At 64.4% G+C, this 24,954-nt stretch carries 22 protein-coding genes; 17 read left to right on the top strand and 5 right to left on the bottom strand.

All coding sequences use genetic code 11. The annotated features are described in order from the left end of the window. Positions 1-136: 136 nt before the first annotated feature. From NGM15_RS09555 to NGM15_RS09530, 6 genes are all read left to right on the top strand, one after another. On the top strand, positions 137-1,045 hold the full coding sequence (locus NGM15_RS09555) for an ABC transporter ATP-binding protein (protein WP_253430041.1): 909 nt from the start codon (positions 137-139) through the stop codon (positions 1,043-1,045). Between the two features lie 61 nt (positions 1,046-1,106). Next, the gene (gene sufB, locus NGM15_RS09550) at positions 1,107-2,537 is read left to right on the top strand and encodes a Fe-S cluster assembly protein SufB (protein ID WP_253430038.1); all 1,431 of its coding nucleotides are present in this window, start codon (positions 1,107-1,109) and stop codon (positions 2,535-2,537) included. A gap of 1 nt (position 2,538) precedes the next feature. After that, positions 2,539-3,747, top strand: coding sequence for a Fe-S cluster assembly protein SufD (sufD, locus tag NGM15_RS09545; RefSeq protein WP_253430036.1), 1,209 nt, complete (start codon positions 2,539-2,541; stop codon positions 3,745-3,747). 153 nt (positions 3,748-3,900) lie between these two features. Continuing rightward, positions 3,901-4,587, top strand: coding sequence for a hypothetical protein (locus NGM15_RS09540; RefSeq protein WP_253430032.1), 687 nt, complete (start codon positions 3,901-3,903; stop codon positions 4,585-4,587). An 88-nt stretch (positions 4,588-4,675) separates the two neighbouring features. Next, positions 4,676-6,568, top strand: a complete 1,893-nt coding sequence (locus NGM15_RS09535; protein ID WP_253430029.1) for an ATP-binding protein — start codon at positions 4,676-4,678, stop codon at positions 6,566-6,568. Positions 6,569-6,731: 163 nt separating this feature from the next. Beyond that, positions 6,732-8,129 carry an FAD-dependent oxidoreductase gene (locus tag NGM15_RS09530; RefSeq protein WP_253430026.1) on the top strand — a complete coding sequence of 466 codons (1,398 nt, stop codon included), beginning with the start codon at positions 6,732-6,734 and terminating at the stop codon, positions 8,127-8,129. 75 nt (positions 8,130-8,204) lie between these two features. Here NGM15_RS09530 and NGM15_RS09525 read toward each other — a convergent pair whose 3' ends face one another. The 3 genes from NGM15_RS09525 to hemB all read right to left on the bottom strand — a co-directional run bounded on the left by NGM15_RS09525 (position 8,205) and on the right by hemB (position 12,973). Then, a complete protein-coding gene (locus tag NGM15_RS09525; protein WP_253430022.1) occupies positions 8,205-9,641 on the bottom strand; it encodes a hypothetical protein in 1,437 nt (478 codons plus the stop codon). 164 nt (positions 9,642-9,805) lie between these two features. After that, positions 9,806-11,458: an ammonium transporter gene (locus NGM15_RS09520; RefSeq protein WP_253438006.1), complete on the bottom strand. Its 1,653-nt coding sequence runs from the start codon at positions 11,456-11,458 to the stop codon at positions 9,806-9,808. A gap of 498 nt (positions 11,459-11,956) precedes the next feature. Then, positions 11,957-12,973 carry a porphobilinogen synthase gene (gene hemB, locus NGM15_RS09515; RefSeq protein ID WP_253438004.1) on the bottom strand — a complete coding sequence of 339 codons (1,017 nt, stop codon included), beginning with the start codon at positions 12,971-12,973 and terminating at the stop codon, positions 11,957-11,959. Positions 12,974-13,182: 209 nt separating this feature from the next. Between hemB and NGM15_RS09510 the strand changes: the two genes are divergently transcribed. The 7 genes from NGM15_RS09510 (at position 13,183) to NGM15_RS09480 (ending at position 22,107) form a co-directional block, all read left to right on the top strand. Beyond that, positions 13,183-14,358 (top strand): acyl-CoA dehydrogenase family protein, encoded by a 1,176-nt coding sequence (locus tag NGM15_RS09510; protein WP_253430019.1) that lies wholly within the window; start codon positions 13,183-13,185, stop codon positions 14,356-14,358. A 222-nt stretch (positions 14,359-14,580) separates the two neighbouring features. Beyond that, positions 14,581-15,735 carry a chorismate synthase gene (aroC, locus tag NGM15_RS09505; protein ID WP_253430016.1) on the top strand — a complete coding sequence of 385 codons (1,155 nt, stop codon included), beginning with the start codon at positions 14,581-14,583 and terminating at the stop codon, positions 15,733-15,735. A gap of 116 nt (positions 15,736-15,851) precedes the next feature. After that, positions 15,852-16,394: an NUDIX hydrolase gene (locus NGM15_RS09500; RefSeq protein ID WP_253430013.1), complete on the top strand. Its 543-nt coding sequence runs from the start codon at positions 15,852-15,854 to the stop codon at positions 16,392-16,394. Positions 16,395-16,614: 220 nt separating this feature from the next. After that, entirely contained in the window at positions 16,615-18,516 is a 1,902-nt protein-coding gene (locus NGM15_RS09495; RefSeq protein WP_253430009.1) for a 2-oxoacid:acceptor oxidoreductase subunit alpha, read from the top strand. A 2-nt stretch (positions 18,517-18,518) separates the two neighbouring features. Next, on the top strand, positions 18,519-19,451 hold the full coding sequence (locus tag NGM15_RS09490; protein ID WP_253430006.1) for a thiamine pyrophosphate-dependent enzyme: 933 nt from the start codon (positions 18,519-18,521) through the stop codon (positions 19,449-19,451). Positions 19,452-19,675: 224 nt separating this feature from the next. Next, complete coding sequence (locus NGM15_RS09485; RefSeq protein ID WP_253430003.1) at positions 19,676-21,499, top strand: Rieske (2Fe-2S) protein; 1,824 nt, start codon at positions 19,676-19,678, stop codon at positions 21,497-21,499. Between the two features lie 101 nt (positions 21,500-21,600). Continuing rightward, positions 21,601-22,107, top strand: a complete 507-nt coding sequence (locus NGM15_RS09480; protein ID WP_253430000.1) for a DUF367 family protein — start codon at positions 21,601-21,603, stop codon at positions 22,105-22,107. A 23-nt stretch (positions 22,108-22,130) separates the two neighbouring features. On the opposite strand, the gene NGM15_RS09475 is transcribed toward NGM15_RS09480, so the two are convergent. Next, the gene (locus NGM15_RS09475; RefSeq protein WP_253429997.1) at positions 22,131-22,352 is read right to left on the bottom strand and encodes a hypothetical protein; all 222 of its coding nucleotides are present in this window, start codon (positions 22,350-22,352) and stop codon (positions 22,131-22,133) included. A 127-nt stretch (positions 22,353-22,479) separates the two neighbouring features. Here NGM15_RS09475 and NGM15_RS09470 point away from each other — a divergent pair, with 127 nt between their 5' ends. Further along, positions 22,480-22,629, top strand: a complete 150-nt coding sequence (locus tag NGM15_RS09470) for a 50S ribosomal protein L40e (RefSeq protein WP_253429994.1) — start codon at positions 22,480-22,482, stop codon at positions 22,627-22,629. Between the two features lie 50 nt (positions 22,630-22,679). Here NGM15_RS09470 and NGM15_RS09465 read toward each other — a convergent pair whose 3' ends face one another. After that, on the bottom strand, positions 22,680-23,291 hold the full coding sequence (locus NGM15_RS09465; protein ID WP_253429991.1) for an MBL fold metallo-hydrolase: 612 nt from the start codon (positions 23,289-23,291) through the stop codon (positions 22,680-22,682). A 213-nt stretch (positions 23,292-23,504) separates the two neighbouring features. Between NGM15_RS09465 and NGM15_RS09460 the strand changes: the two genes are divergently transcribed. The 3 genes from NGM15_RS09460 to NGM15_RS09450 all read left to right on the top strand — a co-directional run bounded on the left by NGM15_RS09460 (position 23,505) and on the right by NGM15_RS09450 (position 24,879). Further along, positions 23,505-23,912, top strand: coding sequence for a hypothetical protein (locus NGM15_RS09460; protein WP_253429988.1), 408 nt, complete (start codon positions 23,505-23,507; stop codon positions 23,910-23,912). A 73-nt stretch (positions 23,913-23,985) separates the two neighbouring features. Next, positions 23,986-24,159 carry a DUF5786 family protein gene (locus NGM15_RS09455; protein ID WP_253429984.1) on the top strand — a complete coding sequence of 58 codons (174 nt, stop codon included), beginning with the start codon at positions 23,986-23,988 and terminating at the stop codon, positions 24,157-24,159. A 33-nt stretch (positions 24,160-24,192) separates the two neighbouring features. Continuing rightward, positions 24,193-24,879 (top strand): endonuclease dU, encoded by a 687-nt coding sequence (locus NGM15_RS09450; protein WP_253438001.1) that lies wholly within the window; start codon positions 24,193-24,195, stop codon positions 24,877-24,879. Positions 24,880-24,954 lie beyond the last annotated feature (75 nt).

The following is a 24,954-nucleotide window of genomic DNA, read 5'->3' as shown; positions in this document are numbered from 1 at the left end:
ACGGGCGTTCTCGCCTCCCCGCCAGTCCTTTCTCTTTCAAAAAATTATCTTCCCGAATCGGCACATCATCCACTCAGATACGAAACCATTATCAGGCTCACGCTCCACTTTCGAGACGACAGAGGTATCCGATCATATGGCACGTCTTGAACTCAAAAATCTGCACGCGAAAGTAGCTGAGGGCGACGAACAGATCCTGCACGGCGTCGACCTCGAGGTCAACTCGGGCGAGATCCACGCCCTGATGGGGCCCAACGGCTCCGGGAAGTCGACGACCTCGAAGATCGTCGCCGGCCACCCGGCCTACGAGGTCACCGAGGGTGAGGTCCTGATCCACCTCGAGGAGGGCGAGTTCGGCGACGAAATCGACATCCCCGAGGACAAGCGCACGTGGAATCTGCTCGAACTCGAGCCAAACGAGCGCGCGGCACTGGGCGTCTTCCTCGGCTTCCAGTACCCGGCCGAGATCGAGGGCGTCACGATGACGAACTTCCTCCGGACGGCGCTCAACGCGAAGATCGAAGAGCGCGAAGAGTTGTTCGAAGAGGGCGAGGGTGAGGACGACGAGGACGAAGACGATACGCCTGCCACGTCGCCGATGGAAGGTCCGGCTGACGACGGCGAGATCGGCGTCTCCGAATTCCAGGACCTCCTCCGGGAGAAGATGGAACAGCTCGACATGGACGAGAAGTTCGCCCACCGCTACCTCAACGCCGGCTTCTCCGGCGGGGAGAAAAAGCAGAACGAAGTGCTCCAGGCCGCGATTCTCGAGCCCTCGATCGCCGTCCTCGACGAGATCGACTCCGGGCTCGACATCGACCGCCTCCAGGACGTCTCGAACGGGATCAACTCCCTGCGCGACGACCAGGGTACGGGCATCCTCCAGATTACCCACTACCAGCGCATCCTGGACTACGTCGAACCCGACCGCGTCCACATCATGCTCGACGGTCAGGTCGTCAAGAGCGGCGACGCCAGCCTCGCCGAGCAACTCGAGGACAAGGGGTACGACTGGGTGCGCGAGGAGGTCTACGAGACCGCGTAACCGAATCTGCCTAGGCGAACCGTCATAACGCCAGGGCTGCAACCAACTACATACACCAATCATGAGTTCAGAACAAGACCACCTCAAAGACACCGACACCGAAGCCAGGTTCGAGTTCAAGAAAGAAGAGCGCTCAGCCGTCAAATCGGGGAAGGGGTTGACCGAAGAAGTCGTCAACCTCATCAGCGACGACAAGGACGAACCCGACTGGATGCGCGAGCGCCGCCTGCGCGCGCTTCGGCAGTACCACGCGATGCCGCTCCCGACGGACTGGCCCGGCCAGCCGGACCTGACCGAGCTCGACATCGAAGAGATCGTCCCCTACATCCGCCCGGACGTCGACAAGCGCGAAGGCGTCGACGACTGGGACGAACTCCCCGACGACATCAAGGACACGTTCGAACAGCTCGGCATTCCGGAGGCCGAGCGGAAGGCGCTCTCGGGCGTCGGCGCGCAGTACGAGTCCGAGGTCGTCTACCAGAACATGCAAGAACAGTGGGAGGAGAAGGGCGTCATCTTCATGAACATGGACCAGGCGGTCAAGGAGCACCCCGAGATCGTCAAGGAACATTTCATGACGACTTGTGTCCCCCCGAGCGACAACAAGTTCGCTGCGCTCCACGGTGCGGTCTGGTCTGGCGGTTCGTTCGTCTACGTCCCCGAGGACGTAACCGTCGAGATGCCTGTCCAGGCGTACTTCCGGATGAACAGCGAGGGTATGGGCCAGTTCGAGCACACGCTCATCGTTGCCGAACCCGGTTCGGAGGTCCACTACATCGAGGGCTGTTCGGCCCCGAAGTACGGCAAGCACAACCTCCACAGCGGAGGCGTCGAGGTCTTCGTCAAGGAGGGCGCACACGTCCAGTACTCCACCGTGCAGAACTGGTCGAAGAACACCTACAACCTCAACACCAAACGGGCCATCGTCGAGGCCGACGGGACGATGGAGTGGGTTTCGGGCTCGATGGGCTCGAAGGCCACCATGCTCTACCCGTGTTCGATCCTCAAGGGTCGCGGCGCCACCGATACGCACATCACCATCGCCTTCGCGGGCGAAGGTCAGAACATCGACACCGGCGCGAAGGTCTACCACAACGCGCCGGACACGAAGTCGACGATTGAGTCGAAGTCGATCAGCAAGGACGGCGGCCGCACCAATTACAGAGGATTGGTCCACATCGCTGACGGCGCGGAGAACTCCTCCACCGCGGTGGAGTGTGACGCGTTGATGTTCGACAACGAGTCGACCTCGGACACCATGCCGTACATGGAAATCGAGGAGTCGAAGGTCGACGTCGCCCACGAGGCCACCGTCGGGAAGATCGGCGACGAGGACATCTTCTACCTCCAGTCTCGTGGACTGGACGACGACGACGCGAAGAAGATGATCGTCGCTGGGTTCATCGAACCCATCACGGAGGAACTGCCCATCGAGTACGCGGTCGAACTCAACCGCCTCATCGAACTCGAGATGGAGGGAAGCCTCGGATAACATGAGCACGCAGGTACACGCCAATTTGACGCCGGAACAGGTACGCCAAATTTCGGGGGACCTCGAGGAACCCGAGTGGATGCTCGAGACCCGTCTCGAGGCCCTCGAGGCCCTCGAGGAACTGGACATGCCGGACGTGATCCGTACGCCGGGTCGCAACTGGACGAACCTCCACGGACTCGACTTCGAGTCCCTCGTGGACCCCCTCAACGCGGCTGAAGAGAAAGACCAGGTCGGCCCCGACGACGTCGACGTGCTCCCGTGGGCGGAGGCCCTCGACGAGCACGAAGACCTCGTGCGCGAGCACTTCGGCTCCATCGTCGACCCCCAGGAGAACTACCTGACGGCGCTGTCGACGGCGCTGTTCAGTACGGGAACCGTGATCTACGTCCCCGAGGGCGTCGACGCCGAGGACGTCACGATCCGGACCGAGATGCACTCCCGATCGCTGTTCAATTACACGCTCGTCGTCACCGAAGACTCGAGTTCGGTGACGATTCTCGAGCGCCAGTCCACCGGGACGGAACTCGACGAGGAGCAGTACTACAGCGGCATCGTCGAGATCGCCGCCGGCGAGAACAGCTACGTCCAGTACGGGAGCCTCCAGAACCTCTCGGAGGAATCGTACTGCTTCAGCGCCAAACGCGGCGAGACCGACACCTACGCCACGATCAACTGGATCGAGGGCAACATCGGAACCAAGCTGACGAAGACCGAAACCTCGACCCTGCTCTCCGGGGACTCCTCGGAGACCCAGATCGTCGGCGCCTTCTTCGGCCACGACGATCAGCACTTCGACATCGACGCGAAGGTCTGGCACCGCGCCGAGCACACGACCGCGGACCTCGTCACCCGCGGCGTCACCGACGACACCGCCCGCTCGGTCTACGAGGGCGTCCAGGACGTCGGCAGGGACGCCTGGGACACGAGTTCCTACCAGCGCGAGAACACCCTGATGCTGAGCGACGAGTCGGAGGCCGACGCCTCGCCGAAGCTCATCATCAACAACCACGACACCGAGGCCAGTCACTCCGCGACGGTCGGCCAGATCGACGCGGAGGACCTGCTGTACATGACTTCGCGTGGAGTCTCCCCGCGACTCGCGCGCAATATGCTCGTGGAGGGCTTCTTCGTGCCCGTGCTCGAGGAAGTCGCCGTCGACGAGCTGCGCGAGGACCTCGAGGACCTGATTCAGGCGCGTCTCGAGTAGGTCGCTTCAGACTCACTCGAAACGACGTTATCAAACTGTTTCTCGGGCGCAGATCATTCGTGTACTGTTCGACCGATCGTTCGTCCCCTCGCTCCTCCTGTCGAGCGCTCGAGCCACCTGAAGACTTATAATTTCATGTTAGGGATTTTGAATATGGCGACGAATCCCTCCCGCCGCACGCTCCTCGGGAGCGTCGGTGCTGTCGTACTTTCAGGCTGTCTCGGTGAACGGATCGAGAATACCAGTCCGGAACGAACCACAGGGCCGAACGATTTCGACAGTGCCGACAGTGATGGTTCGTTCGACGACGATGGGTCCTCTGAAGACGAAAATAAATCCGAGGTGACAGACGCACCCGGAAACGATGACGCCACTCGAGACGATTCGTCCTCCAAAGACGACGAATCGTACGAAGACTCCAGATCCTGTCGCCAGTACGATCAGCGACGGTCCCCCGGCCAGGCGGAGCCAATCGAGGAAATGGTCACCGTCGAGGAAACGGATCGCCTCCATCGGGAATGTGCCAGGGCGGCCGCCGATATCGCCCTCGAGGCGGCGGACGAACGAGTCGACCTCGATCTCACCGACCCGGATTCGTGGTGGATTTCCGCGGGCGCCTCGGGATACAGCGAGGACTGGGACGCCGGTATCACCGTCCGGACCGAGACGGACAGCGACGGCGACTACATCGTGTGTCCACCCGCCGAGTTCGACTTCGACGAGATCGTCGGGGCGGTCCCCGAGGAGGTGACCGTCACGATCTCGCCCGAAACCGACGACGAGACATTCACCTGCATGCACCGAATTACGGTCGAAGAGGTCCGCTCGAGTTTAGATTAGTTGGCCCTGATCTGGAACCGCCAGGGCCCGATGCGTCGAGTGTGCGGAGGGAAACGTGTTTGTAGCTCCCATCAGTTGACCTGAGTGTATGACTGACCTGGGTGACTTCGAGGCGTTCGACGCCGACGCCTCGAGCGAGGCGGCCGACGACGAGTCGGAAGCGGCGGAGTCGGCGTCTGCGAGCGCGAACGCGGGCGCGGACACGAGTAGCGGGACGACCGGTAGCGACTTCGAGCGAACCGCCGTCGAACCGCGCGGTCGGGAGAGCGGTATCGGGACCATCTGCGTCTCGCAGGGCCTGCGCGTCTCGACGGACGGCGACGAAACGACCCTGCGGGCGTACGTCACCGCCGACAATCGCTCCGATATCCGGCTAGGAACGTACGTCCTCGCGAGCTACCCCGACGGCGAGCGCCTGTTCTGCCAGATCGCGGGCCTCGAGTACGCCCAGCAGTACCACGCCGACGACGCGACCGAGATCCACGCTCGACGGGCGATGCACGGCGGCGGCTTCGACCCCGACGACGAGGCCGATTTCAAATTCGTCGCGGAACTCGAGCCGATCGCCGTCCTCTACGACGACAGCACGGAGCCCAGCTCCGCGAGCAGCCGGACGTCGTCCGGCGACGACGGCGAACTCAAGCGCCGGATGACCGACCGCGTGCCCAAACCGCAAACGGTGATCCAGGAAGCAAGCGACACCGACGAGATCAAGACCGGGCTGAAGATGCCCGAGGAGGGCGTCTTCCTCGGCCACCTTTCGGTTGGCGGGGAGAAGGTCCGGACGAACGCCTCGCCGCCGACCATCGACTACCGGCTCAAGGACGACTACGACTCGGGCGACCCACTTGTCTTCCGGCACACGCTGATCGCTGGCGGGACGGGCTCCGGGAAGACCCACGGCGCGAAGAACATCTTGCGGCAGTACCTCGCCGAGGAGCGCCGGTACCCGATGGCCGACGGCCGGGAGGTCACGCCCGCAGTCGTCCAGTTCGACCCCCAGGACGAGTACGCCCAGATGCACGACGACAACCCCGATTTAGAGGAGGACTTCGCCCGCCGCCTCGAGCGCGAGGGCATCGCCTATGGCGGCCACGACGACACGACGGCGTTCGTTCCGAAAGTGGGGGACTCGAGCTACGCCGCGGGTCACCACCGCGCCGAACAGGTGGAGTTCACTATTCCGTTCTCGATGTGTCGCTCCCGGCCGTGGCTTGTCTCGGGTGGGTCGCTCAACGACAATCAGTACGGGGGGCTCACGTACCTGCTCGACCAGTACTTCAAAGAAACGTCGAGCGCGAGCTACGCGGGCTTCAAATCCTTCCTCGACGACCCGGCTCTGCGGGAGGAACTCGACGAGTCGGGTCGGGTCCACGAGGCGACGTACGACGCCGTTCGGCGGCGCGTCTTCGGGTTCGACGACGTGTTCGACCAGGACGCGCGTCCGATCACGGACCTGATTTCGGAGTTCGTCGCGCCGGGGCAACTGAGCGTCGTTCCGACCTACCACATCAACGACTCGCGGGCGACGGAGGCGGTCGTCCTCGCGCTCTCGAGCCTGCTGATCGACCAGAAACTGTCGAACGACCCGGACTTCGACCGGATCAAGGAGACGCCGCTGATTCTGGGAATGGACGAGGCGCACAACTTCCTCACCGACGCCGACAGCGTGCAGGCCCGGAAGGTCATCACGAAGTTCACCGAGGCCGCAAAACAGGGCCGAAAGGAGCGTCTGGGACTCTTTTTGATCACCCAGGACCCCCAGGACATCCACGACGCGGTCTTCAAACAGATCAACACCACGGTCGTCCTCAATTTGGGCGACGAGGACGCGATCAAGAGCGTGAACATTCCGAGCGACCTCGAGTCGAAGGTCCCCTACATGGAGAAAGGACAGATGGTGGTCTATTCGCCCGACAACTCCGAACCCGTGGAGTTAATCGGACTGTCGCGGTGTGTGACGAGGCACGGGCGGGACTGAACTGTTCGAGCGTCGGGGTGAGACTGAGACCGTTCGGACGTCGATTGCCCCATCTTCTACGATCGTCGAAACGCCTTCTGACGATCGTTGGTGGCACACGTGCCGATAAAACATGACTTAAACCGTAGAAGGTCCGTAGTTCAGACAACCACCAGTACCACGCATGTCAGGCAAATACGACCTCGTTATCGTCGGCGGTGGAATCAGTGGCGCGTCGCTCCTCTACACGACCGCGAAGTTCACCGACATCGAGTCGATCGCCCTGCTCGAGAAGGAAGCCGAAATCTCGGCGATCAACTCCCACCACACGAACAACTCCCAGACCCTGCACTTCGGAGACATCGAGACCAACTACACCCTCGAGAAGGCCGAGAAGGTCAAGGAAGGCGCCGAGATCCTCGCCGGCTACCTCGAGCACCACGACCCGGACCGCGAGATTCACTCGAAGCGTTCGAAGATGGTACTCGGCGTCGGCGACGACGAGGTCGCCGAACTCGAGGCCCGCTACCACGACGAGGGCTTCGGCGACCTCTTTCCGAAGCTGCGCCCGATCGGTCGCGAGGAAATCGGCGAACTCGAGCCGAAGGTCGTCGAGGGTCGCGATCCCGCCAAAGACCTGCTGGCCCTGCAGACGCCCGACGGCTACGTCGTCGACTACGGCGAGGTCGCTAAATCGCTCGTCGACAACGCCCGCCAGGAGGCCAGCGTCGACGTCTTCACGGGCACCCAGGTCACCGACCTGACCGAGACGTACGACGGCTACACCCTCGACACGGCCCGGGGCAAGTTCGATTGCGACGTCGCGGTCGTCGCCGCCGGCTCACACAGCCTCCAGATCGCCAAGGAACTGGGCTACGGCGAGGACAAGGTCTTGCTCCCCATCGCGGGTAGCTTCTTCCTGGCCGAGGACTTCCTCAACGGCAAGGTCTACACGCTCCAGATGAAGAAGCTCCCCTTCGCCGCGGTCCACGGCGACGCGGACGTACACGACCCCTCGATCACCCGCTTCGGACCGACCGCGAAGCTCGTGCCGACGCTCGAGCGCGGTCGCCTCTCGACGGTCGAGGACTTCCTCGACGTGTTCGGTCTCAACGTTGCGGCGTTTGCCAGCTACGCCAACATCCTCTCCGATCGCATTCTCCTGCCGTACGTGCTCCGGAACCTCGTCTACGACCTCCCCGATGTCGGCCCGAAGTCGTTCCTCCCGCACGTCCAGAAGGTCGTCCCGACCGCCGAACTCGAGGACATCGAGCGTGCGAAGGGCTACGGCGGCGTGCGCCCGCAGATCGTCGACACGAAGAAGAAGTCCCTCGACATGGGCGAGGCCAAGATCGTCGGCGACGACATCATCTTCAACATCACACCGTCGCCGGGCGCATCAACCAGCCTGAAGAACGCGATGCAGGACGCGAAGACGGCCGTCGACTTCTTCGAGGAGGACTACTCCTTCGACGAGGAGGCGTTCCGCGAGGACACCATCGGTCACTTCCCGCGACTCGAGGACGACGCGTTCGAGACCGGAGCAGGTGCCGATCCGGAACCGGCGCAAGCGGACGACTGAGCCGCGTTACGCTATTCTCACTCGGTCTGGAGGCCTTCACCCTTCGCTCGGCCTCGAGTGCTGACGACGCCGCGTTCAGAAGTACCCGAACAGCGTGCCGGCCAGCACGAGCCCCCACATCGCGGCGCCGACTAGCAGCATGTCGTTCAGGACGCGGTCGCGAGTCGCTCGTCGAGCGGCCCCAGCGGCGATGAGTCCGATGGCGACGATCACGAGCATCCGCTGGAGCACGACGTCGATGGGGAGCGAACTGACGCCGACCATTCCGTAGTCGATCCACATCGCCGCCGCGAGTGAGACCGAGGCCGCGACGGCCGCATCGAGTCTGGACTCGAGGCCGCGGGCGATCAGGTAAGTGGCGATGGGGATGCCCAGCGCGATCACCGGATACAGGAGCGCCGCGATGTTGTGCATCGTGAGGAATGTGGCCCACTGTTCGAGGGCGATGCCGGCCACGCGAACGCCGAGAAACAGCGCGACGATGGTCCCCGCCAGGATGGGGTGGCGAACCTCGATCCGGTCGTAGGCGGCAGCGAGTCGTCGCTTGTCGACCTCCGTGAGACGGTCCTCGAGGCCTCGTGGTGCGCGCTCGACAATTTCCCGTCCGGCGGCGAGCCCGAAGACCGGAAGGACGAGGAGGCCAATTAGATCGACTTTGGTCGCCCAACCGTCGGCGTCGGAGGGGCCGGCGTTGTCCACGTTCCGGCGGACGACGTCCTCCTTTGGATCGACCTTCGGGAGGGCCATGAACTCGCGTTCGACCTCGAGTTGGGCGTTTTCGACGCCGTCAACGCGGTGGCGGAGGGTGAACCAGTCGAAGTGCTCGCTGTGGGCTTGCATAGCGACCCACTGGTCGTCGGGGTTGGGGCTCGCGTAGACCCGGATGTGGATCCGCTCACCGTAGTAGGTGCCGTCGTCGAGTTGCACTGTTTCGGTGGCCCAGTAGGCTGGTTCGTCGGGACCGGGATCGATCCAGGCGTATCGAGTTCCGCCCGCGGTTTCGCCCCAGTTCGTGGTGGTAGCGATCTGCCGGTTGATGGACTCGAGTCCGGTTTCGTTCGCGGTTTCGTTGGTTTCGTTTTCGTCGGTTTCGGTGGTTCCGTTGGTTCTGTTGACTTCGTTGGTTCCGTTGACTTCGTCGGTCCCGTTGGCGGTTTCGTTCGTTTCGTTCCCCCCGAACACCGCATAAGTGTCGGCGTCGGCGTCCTGTTCGTCTTCCTCGAGTTCCTGCCAGTCGCCGTCGGCTTCCTCCTGGAGCAGGCGGACGACCTCGTCGCTGTCGCCCCGAACGAAGACGTTGATGGGGCTGTGTTTCTTGTGCGTCTTACTCGGGCTCATGTACGCCCAGATCGCGCTTTCGGAGTCTTCGAAGGTGACGAGTTCGATCTCGGGGTCTTCGCTCGTCTCGGGTGCGACGTCTTCTGTCGACGGTGAGAGCAACGCCGACGGACCACCGACGAGGACGAGACTCAGCGCGACGAGCAGGAGACCGATGGTGAGCGAACGGCGCATCGGGTCGACGTATTCCGCACGTCCTCTTGAAACGTAGTGTATACTGACAGTCGACGGTCACGACCAGTTCTGATGCCGAACTGTCGAGCGAGGACGCGGGAGAAGCGTCCGAAACCCGTCTCGAGGTTCGTTTAGAAACCGTCCGAGACAGACGCAATCAGTCGTTAGACGGCTTCGGGGCCAGTCGCCCCCGTACGAACCTGGCAGGCGTCCTCGACCGGGATGACGAAGATTTTGCCGTCGCCCGGTTCGCCCGTGTTCGCGGCCTCGCGGATCGCGTCGACGACTTCGGTGGCCGGGACATCGGCGACGACGCACTCGATCTTGACCTTCTGGTGGAGGTCGACGGCGTACTCCTCGCCGCGCCACTGGCCGGTCTTCGCGGGCTGGGAGCCGCGACCGGAGACGTTCGTGACCGTCAGCGAGGGAGCGCCGATTCCGGCGAGGTTCGTCTTCACATCGCCCAGGCGGTCGGGGCGGACGATGGCGGTGACCATCCAGATGCCGCTGTCTGCAGTACCGCCGTCCGCCCGGATCGCACCGCCGTCGGCCGCGACTTCGGGCGTGCCGAACTCGGGGTAGGTGTCGACGCCGTGTTCGCTCACGTCGAGGCCGTCGCGTTCGTGTTCTGGCGTAACTCGAGCCTGGCCGACCGCTTTGAACGCGCCCCAGACGAAGCCCGTGGCGAGGATCGTCCAGCCGGCGATGACGGCCACGCCGACGACCTGTGCGGCGAACGCGTTCGCGACGCTCTCGACGACGCCGGGTGCGGCGACGAACGGGTACAGGAGCGTCCCGAGGACCCCGGCCGAGCCGTGGACAGGGAACACCGCACAGACGTCGTCGATCTTCAGGACGTTCTCGACGAAGCCGAAGACCAGCGGGAGCTGGGCGCCAGCGAGGCCGCCGACGACGAACGCGCCCCACCAGGCGGTCGTGTGGGGAATTGCGGTGATGCCGACGAGCCCGGCGAGCAGGCCGTTTGCGACGTACAGGGTGTCGACCTTGCCGGTCTTGAGCCAGGCGACGAGCCCGGCACCCATGGCGCCACAGCCCATCGCGATGGTCGTCGTCATGGCGACGCGACCGACGGTGGCGAAGTCCCCGAGGACGAGTTCCCCGCCCTCGAGTGCGAAGACCGTCGCCGCGGTGCCGACGTTGAAGCCGTACCAGCCGAAGGCGAGCACGAGCGTGCCGAGCACGGCGAAGGTCATCGAGTGGCCGGGGATCACGTTGACCGTCCCGTCCTGGTTGTAGCGGTCGAGGCGCGGGCCGAGGACCCACGCGGCGGTGAGGCCGGCGATGCCGCCCATCCCGTGGACGATCATGCCGCCGGCGAAGTCCTCGAAGACGACTCCACCGACGACCAGATGGCTCCCGGCCCAGGTGAGGCCGGTGACGACCGGGTAGATGACCGCCGCCAGCAGGAATGTGTAGCCGACGTACGCGCGGAGTTTCGCACGGCCGGCGACGGCTCCGGAGACGATGGTCGCCGCCGTCATCGCGAAGACGGCGCCGAACAGCCAGTCGACCCACGCGTTGGGTTCGGCGACGTCGAAGGCCGGCACGAACCCGTCGCCCGCGACGAGACCTTCGACCCCGGCGCCGACGAGGAAGAACACGGTCACGCCGACGCTCCAGGTCAGCAAATTCTTCGTCAGCTGGTTCGCGACGTTCTTCGAGCGCACCTGGCCGGCCTCGAGCATGGCGAAGCCCGCGTGCATGAAGAAGATCAGGAAGGTGACCGTCAGCACCCACGCGAGGTTGACGCCCTCGACGAGCACCTCGGGATCGACCTGCAACGGTGTGGCATCGATCATGGTAGCACCTCCGACGAGTTGCAGCTATCGTGCAGACGTTCGTTCGCTTTCAACCACTTTTTTCGCATGTTTGGACTGTATATCACGTTAGGTGTGGAAGATAGCGTATTGTATAAGGATTAGTGTTGATGAATGTCCAAATATGTCTCTATAAGAGTAAAATCCTACAGCATATAATGTGCCTTTTACCGATCTAAGGTGTCCGTCCGTCCGGCAGCGTGATTCCCGAGCGACCGAAACTGGACGATTGTCAGCGTCCATTCGCGGTAAGAATGGCCGAGTCGCCACCATAGGCATTCGGAACGGCTGATTTCGGGCTCACGCGCGGCAAACGTTGCCAGTCGTCACGGAGCCCGGAACCCCGACTGGACGAACGTCCGAGCGCCCCTGCTCGAGTGCGACGAATCGTCGATTCGAGTCGTACGAACTCGAGTCACACGCACTCGAGTCATCAGTCCGAGTGCGTCGAATCCTCCGAATAGCGACGAACTCGACTCAGAGGCGAGGGGCCACGTCCTCGGCGAAGTACGTCAGAATCAGATCGGCACCCGCCCGTTTGATCGACAGCAGCGACTCGAGGGCGGCCGCCTCGAGGTCGAGCCACCCCTTCTCGCCGGCGGCCTGGAGCATGGCGTACTCCCCGGAGACGTTGTAGGCGGCGACGGGGTGGTCGAACTCTCTTCGGAGGTCGCTCACGACGTCGAGGTAGGGTAGGGCGGGTTTGACCATCAGCACGTCCGCCCCCTGCTCGACGTCGAGGCGGACCTCGCGGGTCGCCTCGCGGCGGTTGGCCGGGTCCATCTGGTAGTGGCGGCGGTCGCCGAAACTGGGCGCGCCGTCGGCCGCGTCCCGGAACGGGCCGTAGAAGGCGCTCTCGTACTTCGCGGCGTAGCTCATGACCGCCACGTCGGCGTGGCCCTCGCGGTCGAGGGTGCTCCTGATCGCGCCGACCATTCCGTCCATCATGCCACTCGGGGCGACCATCTCCGCGCCCGCATCGGCGTGGGAGACGGCGATTCGTTCCAGGGACTCGAGAGTAGCGTCGTTGTCGACGGTGAGGCCGCCGCTCGCGCCCGCGGTTCGCCCTCCTCGTTCGCCCTCGAAGTCGCGCGCCCCCGTCTCGATCGGCCCGCAGTGACCGTGCTCGGTGTACTCGCAGAGACAGACGTCGGTGATCACGTAGGCGTCCGTCTGGGCGGTAATCCGACGGGTGGCCTCCTGGACGACGCCGTCGTCGGCCCACGCCCGAGTCCCCTCGGCGTCCTTCGACCGCGGAATGCCGAAGAGCATCACCGCCTCGACGCCGGTCTCGAGCACCTCCTCGACGCGGGGGACGGCCTCCGCGATCGGGACGCGCTCGTGACCGGGCATCGATTCGATAGGGATGCGCTCGTCGGCCGTCGCGTCGATGAAGACGGGCGCGATGAAGTCCGACGGCTCGAGGTTCGTTTCGCTGACGAGTCCCCGAATTCGGTCCTTGCGGAGTCGGCGGGGACGGTGCGTGAGGTCCACGTTCATATCTGCCACTACCGACGGCACGGCCAAAAGCCGTGCGCTCGCGGATCGGGTGCCCGCAGTCGGTCGGCGACGACTCGAGGCCGTTCGATTGCCGACGTTAGCGGTCTCGAGACCGCACGGACGACCCTCCGTCGTCGGTAGCGCCCGGCAATTCTTGCGATGAGATAGGAGTTCTTTTCACGCCCTCTCGCGGACGTACACCCATGCTCGATTACCTCTCCCTCGAGGCCGACCTCGAGGAGGAAGAACGGTTGATCCGCGATACTGCCCGCGAGTTCGTCGAGACGGAAGTTGCGCCCGACATCGGCGACCACTTCGAGGACGGGACCTTCCCCACCGACCTTATCCCCGAGATGGGCGAGATGGGCTTTTACGCCCCAAACCTCGAGGGATACGGCTCCCCGAACGTCTCCGAGACGGCGTACGGACTGTTGATGCAGGAACTCGAGGCGTGTGACTCTGGTCTGCGGTCGATGGCCTCCGTCCAGGGCGCCCTGGTCATGTATCCTATCCACGCCTACGGCAGCGAGGCCCAGAAGGAAAAGTGGCTCCCCAAACTCGGGGCAGGCGAGGCCGTGGGCTGTTTCGGGCTCACGGAACCTGAACACGGCTCCAATCCGTCGGGAATGGAGACCCGTGCCGAGAAGGACGGGGAGGGCTACGTGCTCAACGGATCGAAGACCTGGATCACCAACTCCCCCATCGCGGACGTGGCGGTCGTCTGGGCGAAGGATCGCTCGAGCGACGAGACGGGCGGGGACGCGGTCCGGGGATTCCTGGTCGAGACCGATCGGGACGGCGTCTCGACGAACAAGATCACCGAGAAGCTCTCCCTGCGGGCGTCGATCACGGGCGAAATCGGCCTGAACGACGTGCGCGTGCCCGAGGAGAACGTCTTGCCCGGCGTCGAAGGGATGAAAGGACCACTGTCGTGTCTGACCCAGGCCCGGTACGGCATCGCCTGGGGCGCCGTTGGCGCGGCGCGGGATTGCTTCGAGACCGCGCGCCAGTACGCGACTGACCGCGAGCAGTTCGGCGGGCCGATCGGTCGGTTCCAGCTCCAGCAAGACAAACTAGCGGAGATGGCGACCCAGATCACGCTCGCGCAGCTGCTCGCCTACCGGTTGGCCGAACTCAAGGAGCGCGGCGACTTGCGCCCGCAGCACGTCTCGATGGCCAAGCGCAACAACGTCCGGATGGCCCGCGAGCAGTCGCGGGTGGCCCGCGAGATGCTCGGGGGTAACGGCATCACGACGGACTACTCACCCATGCGCCACATGGCGAACATGGAGACGGTCTACACCTACGAGGGAACCCACGACATCCACACGCTCGTGCTGGGTCACGATCTGACGGGCATTCCGGCGTACGACGGATAATTCGAATCACTCGAGAGTCGAGAGTAGAGGGGCGAGAGTTACGTCGCTCACAGCCCGAGTCACCCGTAGCCCGAGGGTCGAGACCCGAGACCTCAGCCCAATTCGGCACTCGGGACCGAAACCCTGTTCTCCACTCGAGAAAATCGACCGCGGCAACCATCGATATCGCCCCTTCTTGCACAATCCTGCACCGATAAGTACGCCCGCCACAGAGGGCCAGCTATGAACGGCAACCGCTTCGGTCGCCTCTTCCAGGTGACGACCTTCGGGGAGAGCCACGGCGAGGCGATGGGGTGTACGATCTCCGGCTGTCCCGCCGGCCTCGAGCTGACGGAGGACGACATTCAGGCGGACCTCGACCGGCGAAAACCCGGCCAGTCGATGATCACGACCAGCCGCGGCGAACCCGACTCGGTCTCGATCAAATCCGGGATCCAGGACGGCTACACCACCGGGACCCCCATCGGCCTCGTCATCGAGAACAAGGACGCCCGCTCGGGGAAGTACGAACCCTTCATCACTGCCCCGCGACCCTCCCACGGCGACTTCACGTACTCCGCGAAATTCGGTACGCGAAACTGGGGCGGCGGCGGGCGCTCGTCTGCGCGCGAGACCGTGAACTGGGTCGCCGCAGGCGCGGTAGCAAAGCAACTGCTCGCAGGCGAGGGGATCGAACTCAAGGCCCACGTCAACCAGATCGGCGACGTCGAGGCGCCCGAGACCAGTTTCGAGGAGATCCTCGAGCACAGCGAGGAAAACGACGTGCGCTGTGCCCACCCCGAGACAGCCGTGAAGATGCAGGACCTGATCGAGGAGTACCAGGAAGCGGGCGACTCCATCGGTGGGAGCATCTACTTCGAGGCTCGAGGCGTCCCCGTCGGCCTCGGTGCCCCGCGGTTCGACTCGCTCTCCGCTCGACTCGGACAGGCGATGATGGCGATTCCGGCGACGACGGCCTTCGAGTTCGGGCTGGGTCGGGAGGCACGGGAGTACTCGGGGACGGAGCGAAACGATGACTGGGAGTTCGGCGAAGACGGCAACCCGACGCCCGTCGAGAACGACCACGGCGGCATCCAGGGTGGCATCTCCAGCGGCGAACCGATCTACGGCGAGGTCACTCTCCACGCGCCCACATCGATTCCGTCACCCCAGCAGACCGTCGACTGGGAGACCGGCGAGGTCGTCGAGGACGCGCAGGTCATCGGGCGCCACGACCCCGTGCTCCCGCCGCGCGGGGTGCCAGTCGTCGAGGCGATGCTCGCGCTCACGCTCGTGGACTTCATGTTGCTGTCGGGCCGGATCAATCCCGACCGGGTAGATGGGACGCCCGGCGAGTACGATACCGACTACCACCCGACCAATCCCCGGAACGAGTGAGGCGCGTCCTGCGTCTGCCCTCGCTGACGTTTGCACTTTGTACTCGTACTCGTACTCGTCCACCGCCCATCACTCGAGCAAAATTGCTAACTGGATGGCACCATCAGTATCGCGAGATGGCCGCCCCCGTCACCGAACGAACTAGGAGACGAGTCGAGTCGTCGGTTGCCGACCTGCGGGACGAGTACGGCGAGTTCGAAACGGTCGACAAGACGTGGGAGCACGCACCCGACCAGTATCGACGCCTGTGCGGGCGGGCCGAGGAGGGTGCACTCGGTGGCGCGGGCGTCTGGCTGACGAACGCCGACGGAGCGGTTTTGCTGGTGCGAAACGAGGGCGACGAGGGCTGGGGTGACCCCGGCGGCAAGCGAGAACGCGAGGAAACCTACCGGGAGGCCGCCCGTCGGGAACTTCGAGAGGAGACGGGTGTCGAGTGTGAGATCACAGGCGTGCTCGAGGTACACGTGATCGAACATCGTCCGATAGATGCCGATTATCCGCCGATTTACGACCTGATCGTAATCTTCGCCGGCGAGTACGCCGGCGGCGAACCGCGTGCTCGAGACGGCGAAATCGCCGATATCGGCTGGTTCTCGGAGCCTCCGTCGACGGTTCTCTACGACGAGGTCGCGACCAGGCCGTTCGAGGGTGGGGCGTGATCGGCTATTCGCCCCGTAGTGGTAGTCCTCGAGCGTCGATATGACTGGCCCCTGTCTACAATTCTAAACTCGTTTTCCGTACGTACTTGCGGAAAAGGGCGGCGTATCTGTCGCGGATGCTCATTCTTCACGAAAGTTTCTTGGTAATCTATAGCAAAGGCTTTAGGTTCGCTGGAGCAAAATTCCGCATACTGCTGGCCACCGAGGCCGCTTATCCACCATGAGCGACCATGAACTTATCTGGCGAATCGCAGGCGGTTCCGGAGACGGAATCGACTCGACAAGTCAGAACTTCGCGAAGGCCCTCATGCGGTCGGGCCTCGACGTATTTACCCACCGACACTATCCGTCTCGGATTCGCGGTGGCCACACCTACGTCGAGATCCGCGCGGCAGGGCACAAGGTACAGTCTCGGGGGGACGGGTACAACTTCCTCCTCGCACTCGGTGACTCCTTCGCCCGGAATCCGAAGGAAGGCGCCTACTACGGCAACGAGGAGATCAAACCCCTCTCGGAGAACCTGGACGAACTCAACGAGGGCGGGATCATCGTTTACGACTCGGGGCTGCTCTCTGAGGATGACGTGTCCGAACTCGACCTCGAGGAGCGTGCCGAGGAGAACGACTGGCACGTCTTCCCGATCGACCTTCGAGCGATGGCCAAAGAGCACGGCCGCGAGGTCATGCGCAACACGGCAGGCGTCGGTGTCACGGCGGCGCTCCTGGAGATGAACCTCGAGCATATCGAGGACCTCATGCGCGACGCCATGCCCGAGAAGATCCTCGAGCCGAACCTCGAGATCCTCCACGACGCCCACGACATGATCACGGAGGAGTACGACTTCGAGCACGACCTTCGCATTCCAGAGGGCGACCACGAGGGCGAGCAGGCGCTGCTCTCGGGCTCGAACGCCATCGCCTACGGTGCCATCGATTCCGGCTGCCGGTTCATCGCCGGCTACCCGATGACGCCGTGGACGGACGTCTTCACTATCATGTCCCAGAACCTGCCCGACATGGGCGGGATCTCCGAGCAGGTCGAAGACGAGATCGCGGCCGCGGCCCTCGCCGTGGGCGCGAGCCACGCCGGCGTGAAGGCCATGTCCGGCTCTTCGGGCGGTGGATTCGCTCTCATGAGCGAACCTCTCGGTCTCGCGGAGATGACCGAGACGCCGATCGTGCTGCTCGAGTCGATGCGGGCCGGCCCCTCGACGGGGATGCCCACCAAGCCCGAACAGGGCGATCTCGAGTTCACCCTCTACACGAGCCAGGGTGACTCCGCGCGCGTCGTCTTCGCGCCCGCTAACATCGAGGAGGCCTACGAGCAGACGCGCCTGGCGTTCCACATTGCCTACGAGTACCAGATTCCGACGATCATCATCTACGACCAGAAACTGAGCGGGGAGAACGAGAACGTCCCCGTCAGCCTCCTCGACCGCGAACCCGACCCGTCGCTGGGCTCGACGCTCACCGAGGACGAACTCGAGGACCTCCCGCACGACGAGTCCGGAAAGTTCCACCGCTTCCAGCACGACGTCGAAAACGGCGTCAGCCCGCGCTCGCTGCCCGGCCAGAAGGGCGGGCGCTATCTGGCGACCGGGAACGAGCACACGCCGGCCGGCCACATCTCGGAGGACCCCGACAACCGCGTCTTCCAGATGGACCGACGGCTCGAGAAACTCGAGGCCATCCGCGCCGAACTCGACGAGGAGCACGACTCGAACCAGACCTACGCGGGCGACGAGTCGGCCGACTTCGGCATCATTACCTGGGGATCGGCCCAGGGTGCCGTCGTCGAGGCGACCGAGCGCCTGAACGACCAGGGCCACTCGGTCAAGGCCGTTGGCGTCTCCGACATGATGCCGTTCCCCGAGGCCGAACTCACCGAGTTCATCGAGAGCGTCGACCAGGCGATGGTCGTCGAGATGAACGCCACGGCCCAGTTCCGCGGCCTGATCCAGAAGGAACTCGGCCGCTACGGCGAGAAACTGACCAGCCTGCTCAAGTACAACGGCAATCCGTTCGAACCCGCCGACATCGTCGAGGGCTACGAGCTCAACGTCGACGGCTCGGACGCGGAACCGGACGCGCAGGTTCGAATCGAACCCGCTGCAGGTGACTGACTATGAGTGCATTCAACGCAATCGGCGACGAACGCGAGATCGACCGTGACGAGTTCACACCCGGTCTCGAGCCCCAGCCGACCTGGTGTCCAGGATGCGGTGACTTCGGCGTCCTCAAGGCGCTGAAGCAGGCCCTCCCGGAGGTAGGACTCACCCCGGAAGAAGTCCTGACCGTCACCGGCATCGGCTGCTCGGGCAAGCTGAACAGCTACCTCGACACCTACGGGTTCCACACGATCCACGGCCGCTCGCTGCCGGTCGCCCGCGCGGCGAAACTGGCCAACGATGGCCTGACCGTGGTCGCCGCGGGCGGCGACGGCGACGGCTACGGCATCGGTGGCAACCACTTCATGCACACGGCTCGAGAGAATCACGATATGACCTACATCGTGTTCAACAACGAGGTCTTCGGTCTGACGAAGGGCCAGACCTCGCCAACGAGCCCGAAGGGCCACACGTCGAAGACGACGCCCCACGGCAACGCGAAGTCTCCGATTCGGCCGCTCTCGCTGGCGCTGACCTCGGGGGCGACCTACATCGCCCGCACGGCGGCGGTGAACCCGAACCAGGCCAAAGAGATCATCAAAGAAGCCATCGAGCACGACGGCTTCGCCCACATCGACTTCCTGACCCAGTGCCCGACCTGGAACAAGGACGCCCGACAGTACGTCCCGTACGTCGACGTCCAGGAGTCCGACGACTACGACTTCGACATCCACGACCGTCAGGAGGCCCAGGAGATGATGTTCGAGACGGAAAACGCTCTCTACGAGGGGACCGTCCTCACGGGTCGGTACTTCGTCGACGAGCGCCCGTCCTACCAGCAACAGAAGAAGGAACTGGGCGAGATGCCCGAGGAGCCGCTCGCGGAGCGCTACTTCGACGACGACGCCGAGTGGGAGCGAAGTTACGACCTGCTCGAGCGACACAAGTAGCCTCGCTCGCGCTCGAATCCTTTCGATTCGCTTTTCGAACCCGTTTTCGTCAGAATCTGATTGAGGCCCGTTTCACGCGAGCAGTTGCTCGAGTTACAGCGCGTATTCGTCCTCACGAGCCCGCGCTCACGACGTTCCCCCGCGAAGGGACGCGTCTCTCCCGTTCGCCGTGCTTAAATTGATTTCAGGGAACGCCTTTAGGACTCCTCGTCCATCGTTCTCGTATGTCATCCGATACCGACTCGGGATTCGTCGAGGCGGTCTCCCTCGAGGACCTGCGAGCGAGCGGTCGCGAATTGCTCTCGAAGAACGGCACGGCCATCGCCCTCTTCTACCACGAGGGCGAGGTCCGGGCGGTCGACAATCGCTGTCCGCACATGGGCTTTCCGCTCTCGGAGGGAACCGTCGACGACGGCATTCTGACCTGCCACTGGCACCACGCCCGGTTCGAACTCTCCTGCGGGGACACGTTCGATCCGTGGGCCGACGACGTCCGCACGTATCCGACGGAGGTCCGCGACGGCACCGTCTACGTCGACCCGAACCCCCCGCTCGAGGTCTCGCCAGCCGAACACTGGGCCAATAGGCTGGAAACGGGTCTCGAGGAGAACTTGCGCCTGGTGACCGCCAAGTCGACTATCGGCCTGCTGGACGCCGACGTGGAGTACACGGAACCGATGGCGACGACGCTCGAGTTCGCCACTCGCTACCGGGACATGGGCTGGTCCTCCGGGGCCACGATCCTCGGTTGTATGGCCAACGTGATGGACGACCTCGAACCCGAGGACCGAAAGCGGGCGCTCTACACCGGCGTTCGCCACGTCGCGAGCGACTGCGCGGGCGAACCGCCGAAGTTCGACCAGCCGTCGTTCTCGACGAGCGAGGTGTCCCTCGAGCGCCTCAAAGACTGGTTCCGCGAGTGCGTCGAGGTGCGCGACGCCGACGGCGCTGAGCGCTGTCTGCGGACGGCCGTCGCGGCCGGCCACACCGAAGCCGAGGTCGCGGAGATCGTCTTCGCCGCCGCCACGGACCACCCCTACCTCACGACCGGCCACGTCCTGGACTTCGCCAACACGGCATTCGAGTCCCTCGAGCACGTCGGCTGGGACCTCGCGGGAGACGTCCTCGCGTCGCTGGTCGAGCCGCTGGTGACCGCCAGCCGGAGCGACGAGTCCTCGGCGTGGCGACAGCCAGTCGACCTCGTGTCCCTGCTCGAGGAGGTCTACGGCGGCGACGTGAGCGAGACGAGCGGGCTCGAGGCGCTGGCTGCGGAGGGGGCGGACGCTCGCGAGGCGGGCGAGTGGACCCCGCCGGCTGACTTGCAGACGACCCTCCTCGGCGACGACCCCGAAGCGATCGTCGACGCGTTAGCGGACGCCGTCGCCGACGGCGCGACGACCGAGGACCTCGCCGCGGTCGTCACGCGAGCAGCCACGACGCGGGTCGCCCAGTTCGGCGTCGCCAACGAGTTCAACGACTGGAACACGGTCCACCACACCTTCACGTACGCCAACGCCGTTCAGCAGACGACCCGCCGAACCGACGCCGTCGAACTGTACCGCGGCGTGTTCGACGCCGCGATGAGCGTCTACCTGGACCGGTTCCTCAACACGCCGCCCGCGCCGGTGCCGGAGCCGAGCGATAACGAGACCGGACGAGAGCCCGACGCGATCCTGGAGACCCTCCTCGAGACCTTCGACCGTGAGGGCGAGGTCAACGAGGCGGGCCGGCTCGTCGCCGAGTTCTTCGACTGCGGCGGCGATCCCGCCGACCTCAAAGAGACGCTCGGCCGCGGACTCCTCCGGGAGGACGCTGGCTTCCACACCCTCCAGAACGTCGAGGCGGCGTTCCGACAGTTCGACCTGCTCGCGGCGGAGGGAGAGGCCGATGCAGGGGCCGACGACCCTGTCGACGAGCGTATGCGACGGATGCCGCTGCTCGAAACGGCCCGCTATATGGCCGCTCACTTCCCGACGAACCGCGAGGCCGAACAGACGTTCCGGATCGCCTCACGGCTGAATCGCGGGGAGGCGATCCACGAGGCCTGAAACGGTCGTCGGTCCGAGGCCGGCCCCGTCCCTGCCCTCGACGCTCGCACGGGAACGCAGAGATCGACCCCCTTTTGGTCCCCACGCCCCTCTCTCCGGGCGTGGAGTGTCACGTCTACTACGAGGGCGACGACGACCCGAAGAAGTGTACGGCCCGGCGCCTCGAGCGCTTCGACCGGGCGATCCTTCACCGGTCGATGCGGGCCGTCCCCTACGGCGTCGTGCTCAACCCCCACGCCGAGCAGGCGCTCTCGCCGGCGGACGCCGACGACGCCCTCGACACACTCGTGGCGCTCGACTGCTCCTGGGAGTCCGCCGAGCAGGCCGCGTTCTCGATGTCGGGCGTCCACCGGGCACTTCCCTTCCTGGTCGCCGCTAATCCCATCAACTACGGCCGACCGTTTCGGCTGACGACCGTGGAGGCCCTCGCCGCGGCGCTCCGCATCTTCGGTCACGAGGAGGCCGCCGGCGACCTCCTCGAGCCGTTTCGATGGGGCGAGACGTTCCTGACACTCAACGAGGAACCGCTGCGGCGGTACGCCGGGTGTGCGGACTCGAGCGAAGTCGTCGGCGTCCAGGAGGAGTACCTGGTGGACGAGGACACGTGAGTCTGTTTCTATCTCGAACCAGATCAGCTCCCTCTCGAGCCCCGACGCCCGACGAGCACCAGCAACAGGACGCCGACTCCACAGAGAACCAGCGGCGGGATGGCGACGACGCCGAGTGCCACGTCGTCCTGGCTGGCGAGCAGCGCACCGACGCCGAGTCCCGAGAGGACGAAGCCCACGGCCATCGCCTGGAGCCCTCGGCGGACTAGCGTCGCTCGCATCGACGTCGCCCTGTCGTCGCTCACGGTCGGCGAAACGGCCGAACCGGTTGTAAGCGTACCGTTCGACAACTCGGGTCCCGTACAACTCGAGACTCGCGTGGTACCAACGAGGGATCACAGCCGTTATATGGCCCTCCGGCTAACGACCGGTATGGCCAGTTTCGACGCCGCGGAAAAACGGACGCTCGAGAAGATGATCTGCATGCGCTGTAACGCCCGCAACTCCCAGCGAGCGACGCGCTGTCGCAAGTGCGGCTACAAGAACCTCCGTCCGAAGGCGAAGGAAGCCCGCGCGGCCTGATCGACTCGGCTCCGATTTCTCTCCGCTCGTTCGTGGCGAGTAACAGGCTACTACTCGTCGGGATACTTCGGCTCCCGTTTCTCCGCTCGCTCGAGCGCCGTCTCGATTACGTCTCTGACATCGCCGTGGAACACCTCGCCGTGGCCCGCGTAGAGGTGCTCGACGCCGTCGGGAAGCCGATCGAGCAAGTGCTCGAGGCTCTCGATGAGCGTCTCCCGGGACTGTCCTGGCATGTCCGTCCGCCCGAAACTGCCGTAGTCGAACGCGCCGTCGTCGTGGACGACGACGTCGCCGCTGAACAAGGTCGTCGCCGAGACCAGCGAGACGTGGTCGTCGGCGTGCCCCGGCGTGAACACCACCTCGAAGTCCTCGTCGCCGATCCGAACCGTCTCGTCGGCCTGGAGCACCTCGGTCCGGAGCGAGTGATCCGCGTAGGCGTAGACCGTGGGGTCGAACGCGTCGACGACAGCCTCGAGTTCCGCGACGTGGTCGCCGTGCTGGTGGGTCAGGACGACGGCCTCGAGATCGTCCGTGTGTTCGCGGATTGCGTCGACGACGCCGTCCATCGCGCCCGCGTCGACGAGCGTGGTCCGCCCGCCGGTGACCAGGAACGCGTTGCAGGTGAACGTGTCCGCCTTTTCGGTGACGTGGTGGACGTCCATATACGACCGACTCCATGCCGACGGACAAAAGCGCTGGCCCTCCAGCGAACGACCATACCAGCGTGGCTCGACTCGAGTGGGAGCAATAGGGCCGCCGTTACCGTCCAATACGCTCGAAACGGGTTTGTTATCGCCACTATCTGCTCTCGTGACCGATCAACTACCGATCGATTAGGTCGGTCGCTTAAGTACTATCGGCCCCAACGTGTTGGTATGACAACGGTTCGATTCGAGAACAGCACGGACACGATGCGGAAGTGGAACGACGTATTCGAAGCCCTCTCGGCCGAACCTCGGCGTCAGCTCATTGTCTCGCTCCTGGACGCCCCTCGAGACGAGGCGGTTCCGCTTCCGGAGCGGGCGATCAATCCGGACGCCCCCGCCGACCCCAACGTGCTCCGGAAGGAACTCTTTCACCGCCATCTGCCGCTCCTGGACGACCTGGGGTTCGTCGAGTGGGAGTCGGACCCGTTCGTCGCCTCCCGCGGTCCGCGGTTCGAGGAGGTGGCCGCGGTGTTCGAGGCGCTTCACTCTCACGCCGCCGAACTCCCCGAGTCGCTGGTTCTGGGCTGTCAGCGACTGGAACGGGAACGGGAACGAGAAGTTTCGGTCAGCAACTGACGCGCTCGAGTCGGCGAACGTCTCGTTCTGGTGCCAGCATTCTTATTTAGCTTCGGCCTGTAGTTTACTCCGTATGGGGTTCGGAAGCTACGACGAGTCCGAACAACGAGACGTCGATACGGATTTTGACGAGAACGATGCGGTGGAGTCGGACGAAACCAACCACCAGGGGAGTATCGAGTTCGAAAACGGCGCCTCGAGCGAGGAACTGCTCGATCGGCTCAAGGACATCAAAGACCGTAACTAGCGCGTCAGTTCACTGGAGGGGACCGCGATGCAACTGAAACCCGGGACGCGAGCGCTCGGCATCGCCGAGTCGTACCGTCCTGGGGCCGACGAGAGCACGCTCGCCGGGGTTGTCGTCCGCGCCGACCGCGTGCTCGATGGCGCGATTTTCGACCGGTGTACCGTCGGTGGCCTCGACGCGACTGATGCGATCGTCTCACTCGTCACCGGTCTCGAGCGTCCGGACGTTCGCGTCTGTTTCGTCGGCGCGGTCGCTCCCGCCTGGTACAACCTGCTCGACCTGGAGGCGATTTACGATCGGACGGGCGTTCCCGTCGTCGCGGTCACTTTCGAGGAGAGCGACGGCCTCGAACCGGGCCTCCGTGAGGCGTTTTCCGGCGAGGCACTCGAGATGCGCCTCGAGCGGTATCGGTCGCTCCCGCCGAGGCGATCGGTTCGCCTCGAGAGCGAGATGACTTCGGACGGGGCGGATTCGGACGAGATGGATTCGGACGAGATGGATTCGGACGAGATGGGTTCGGACGAGATGGGTTCGGACGGGGCGGATTCGGACGGAGCAGAGACCGTCTACGTTCGAACGGCTGGTCTCGACGCCGACCGGGCCGCGTCGTTCGTCCAGACGTTTACGCCGGAAGGCGGCCGCCCGGAGCCGATTCGCGTCGCGCGCACGCTGGCTCGAGCGGGCGATGCGTCCTTCCACGACAGGGTCGGTCACGAGTAGTCGTCGATCACCATTTGTCCGTCGTGCGTCGAGCGTCGAGCGTCCTACGTCGTGAATAGACGCCGTCGTGTAGAA

Source organism: Natronosalvus halobius (assembly GCF_024138145.1).
GTDB classification, from domain to species: domain Archaea; phylum Halobacteriota; class Halobacteria; order Halobacteriales; family Natrialbaceae; genus Natronosalvus; species Natronosalvus halobius.
This window is presented reverse-complemented; position numbering and strand designations above follow the sequence as displayed.